Source organism: Staphylococcus sp. 231237_7MaSpsaltlick, from assembly GCF_043107035.1.
On sequence record NZ_JBICNX010000071.1, the window covers coordinates 1 to 3,386 of the forward strand.

General features: G+C 28.0%; 6 protein-coding genes. All 6 read right to left on the reverse strand.

All coding sequences use genetic code 11. From position 1 onward, the window contains the following. Positions 1-401: 401 nt before the first annotated feature. A complete protein-coding gene (locus ACF91D_RS29635; protein WP_392438290.1) occupies positions 402-629 on the reverse strand; it encodes a hypothetical protein in 228 nt (75 codons plus the stop codon). A gap of 165 nt (positions 630-794) precedes the next feature. Then, positions 795-1,142, reverse strand: coding sequence for a hypothetical protein (locus tag ACF91D_RS29640; protein WP_392438292.1), 348 nt, complete (start codon positions 1,140-1,142; stop codon positions 795-797). A gap of 470 nt (positions 1,143-1,612) precedes the next feature. Next, complete coding sequence (locus tag ACF91D_RS29645) at positions 1,613-2,125, reverse strand: dUTPase (protein WP_392438294.1); 513 nt, start codon at positions 2,123-2,125, stop codon at positions 1,613-1,615. 21 nt (positions 2,126-2,146) lie between these two features. Continuing rightward, on the reverse strand, positions 2,147-2,509 hold the full coding sequence (locus tag ACF91D_RS29650) for a hypothetical protein (RefSeq protein ID WP_392438295.1): 363 nt from the start codon (positions 2,507-2,509) through the stop codon (positions 2,147-2,149). Continuing rightward, complete coding sequence (locus ACF91D_RS29655) at positions 2,499-2,702, reverse strand: hypothetical protein (RefSeq protein WP_392438297.1); 204 nt, start codon at positions 2,700-2,702, stop codon at positions 2,499-2,501. Before ACF91D_RS29655 ends, ACF91D_RS29650 begins: the two co-directional genes overlap by 11 nt. A 26-nt stretch (positions 2,703-2,728) precedes the next feature. Further along, positions 2,729-3,386, reverse strand: a 658-nt coding sequence (locus tag ACF91D_RS29660) for a hypothetical protein (RefSeq protein WP_392438298.1), incomplete at its 5' end; no start/stop codon positions are given.

Sequence of the window (3,386 nt, forward strand, 5' to 3'; positions counted from 1 at the left end):
CCACACAATTTTTGTTATGACGCTTCTCTAATTTGGGCGACCACATCTGAAGCAGGTTAAATTGATTCAGAGTACTTTTCTATTGAGTATAGTAAATATTAGTTTAAATTGAATATCAAAGGGTATTTTCAAATATACTCTTTTTTTAATACTTTCTGTCATTCAACAACCGTTATATGCGGTTGTTTTTATTTCTCTATACTATGTACTCAAAACTTTAAAAAGCTTGTTATCTATTTGTCTGAATTCAATAAGCAACAGAATTGATAATAATAAAAAAGGTTAGCAATTGAACTTATAATTGCTAACTTTTTGGGAAAAGTAAAGGAATCTAACATAGTAATAAGAGACAGTGTTTTAATATCCTTAATTTTAATTTATTAAACGTAGATTGAATTAATCTAAAAAAGTTTTTTGTCCTTTTCTCTTTTTACTAAATCTAAACTTTTTTCATCTTGCTTTATACCTTCATTTTTTCTACTTGAACCACCTATAAGTCCTTCATTTGGAAAATGTGCAAGCACATATTCAACAGCATTATGATCTGCGGTATTGTTTTCTTCCTCAAAGATATCAAAATAATAATTCGCTTCATCAGTAATAACTTTACAATCAAATTTTGGATACATATCAATCCGCCTACTTTCATTCAATATTAACCTATATATTATTAGGTAACCCTATACGTATTTGATAAACGTATTTTTGAGTGAAAAAAAGCGGTTGCCCCCTATAAAAGTCATTATAATTAAAATATTTTATATACAATTTATATCCCTAAATATAACCATTTGCTAGTTATTATCTCTAAAGTTTTTTGTTTTCATAAATTGCTGAAATAAAATATAAATGACAATTCTAACGAAACGTGCAACTATAATGAACATGATATCCATAAGTATATAATAAATTATTGAAGTCCCAAGCAATCCACCAAAAACTACAACAAACCATCTCAATAAATATTTCAAACTTTCAATTTCATTGCTCTCATTGGCTATTTTAGACACTATGGTCTGAGAGATACTTCCAATATCGACGTAGTAAAGCGTAGACCAACTAAACAATGCTACTAATATCAATTTGAAGACAAATGCTATATTTTTATTTGATTTTTTATTAAATAATTTCTGTTTCAACATACTTATCACCCTCATTCATTTTTATTCACCTTTATCTATTACTGTTTATGTGTAACTTGGACAAAATCGATAACCTTTAGTGCCTTATATAGTTTACTAACTTCATTTCACCCGAAGAATGGTTGAAAATTTAACTTTAATAATATGAATATAACTAATAACGTTGTAATACATAAAATTATATTGGTCATTTTAAATAAACCGACATTCTGTTTCGACACGTATATTTTCAACAAACTAACTAATATTCCATATATCATAGGCGGACACGCTATAAATAGCCTAGGTTCATAGTGAAGTCCGCTATATAGCAACCACCAATTTAGGTCAACATTTATTTTATCTGTTTCATATATATAGCAGTCTAGTACAACTAGCACCTAATTCGGATTATCTATGTCTATATCATCACGAATATTTGCATATAGCGCTTTTAGGAGTATCGTAATTATTTTTGAGATAATATTGCCTTAGTACTCTTTCCATATGTCTTTCTTACGTTCCATTTTCATCATTTTCACTTTGTATGCAGTGATGAGTTGGTCTATAGAATATAGTTGCTCAGCAATCTTAAACACAATTATCAATCCTCTAATAGAAGTAATTTCATCACAAAATTCTTCCATCATGTCATAAATCATTTTTGTATTAGTTAAGTAATCAGGGCTAATAAAATCTTCTAGTTTCCACGATTCAAAAAATGATTCGATATCATAATCATCAAACTCACACTGATTAGCAATACTTAACCCAAACACCAACATATCTGACAATTCATTTAACTGAACTTCAAATGCTTTATCTCGATTTATATTCAAATTTTCAAACGTTTGGAACGTTCCTAATGCATCAAACCATTTAAAGAACTTAACCACATATGCCGCTTTGCTATCCTCTAAGTTTAACGTTGGTAATCTACTGTCAAAATCTTTTTGTATTTGCAATAACTCTTTTAATTGATCTACTGTAATTGTGTTAGTCATTTTGTTCTCCCCCCCAATAATTTAATTTCTGCGTTTTATAACTATCTTCTTATATATAATTACGCTAACTATGAAAATTATACTAACTACACTTAACATTATAGAAAAATAAATAGTAGTTAATGGTTTAAAATAATTCGATTCTATAAATGCTTGTGATGATAATTGAATTGATATATAAGATAATATACTGCCCAACAACCGAATCACTAATAAAAATATAAGTCTATCTATACTTTTAAAAAATGTAACTGTTAATACGATTAATAGAGCAAATGGTATATATCCCCACATAGTTGATGTATTATAGTCTACTAATAATGCGATATACTCTATTGGTAAAAAACTTAATAGCGCTAACCACTTCATTTGTTTATTTTTCATCTTCTTTACCTTCTGATTTTGGAGCTATTTTATCTATAATCGGTCTTACTAGCGAACATAATATAAGGTATGGGATGATTATCCACCAATGGTTAAACCATTGAAAATCAGTATATAATAGTACAATCATTAAAATGGTTATTAAAATATACCACCCTATAAATAATATTGGCCTTATTTTATAATTACTCATTTATATCTCCTTTCATACTAATCTTTTCATGTCATTAGTAATTGCTTCTTAGCAACTTCAATACTTACAATAATCTTTTCTATAAAATCATCGCTTAATTTGTACTTATTAGCTAATCCAGCTATCTTAGTACCCGCTTCATAATCCTCAAATATTTTCACATTTTCTAAAAAACGCTGTTTTTGTTCATATGTTATTCTGTTTTTCTTAGTAGGTTCATCTTGAGAATTTTCATCAAAGAATTTATTAAGTTCATATACTTTTCTTGGGTCTATACCATACTTTTTCGCTATTTTATAAGGTGTTTGTTCTCCTTGTTCAATTTCCTTATGAATTAGATAGTTTCTATACCAAGTATTTATTTTTTTCTGTAATACAAATTCATAATCTTTATCAAAATCAATTTGAGTCTCACTTTTTCTATATCTTAAGTCCGATAATCTTTTTTTCTGTGTAGCAATGGGTTTGTTTATAAAATCTGAATCTTTACCCATTAATCTTTCTACGTCTAAATTCATTTGTTCATAGGGTATACATAAATTAACCATTTCAACTAACTCTTTTAACGTTTTCAGTTTATTTTCTTTCCTCTTAGTCGTTGCTTCACTGTCTAAGTCGGAAATAGCCAAATATAGAATTGACCTATCAACAACTACTTCTTTTGCAAGTGTTGCTGCTGTGCAA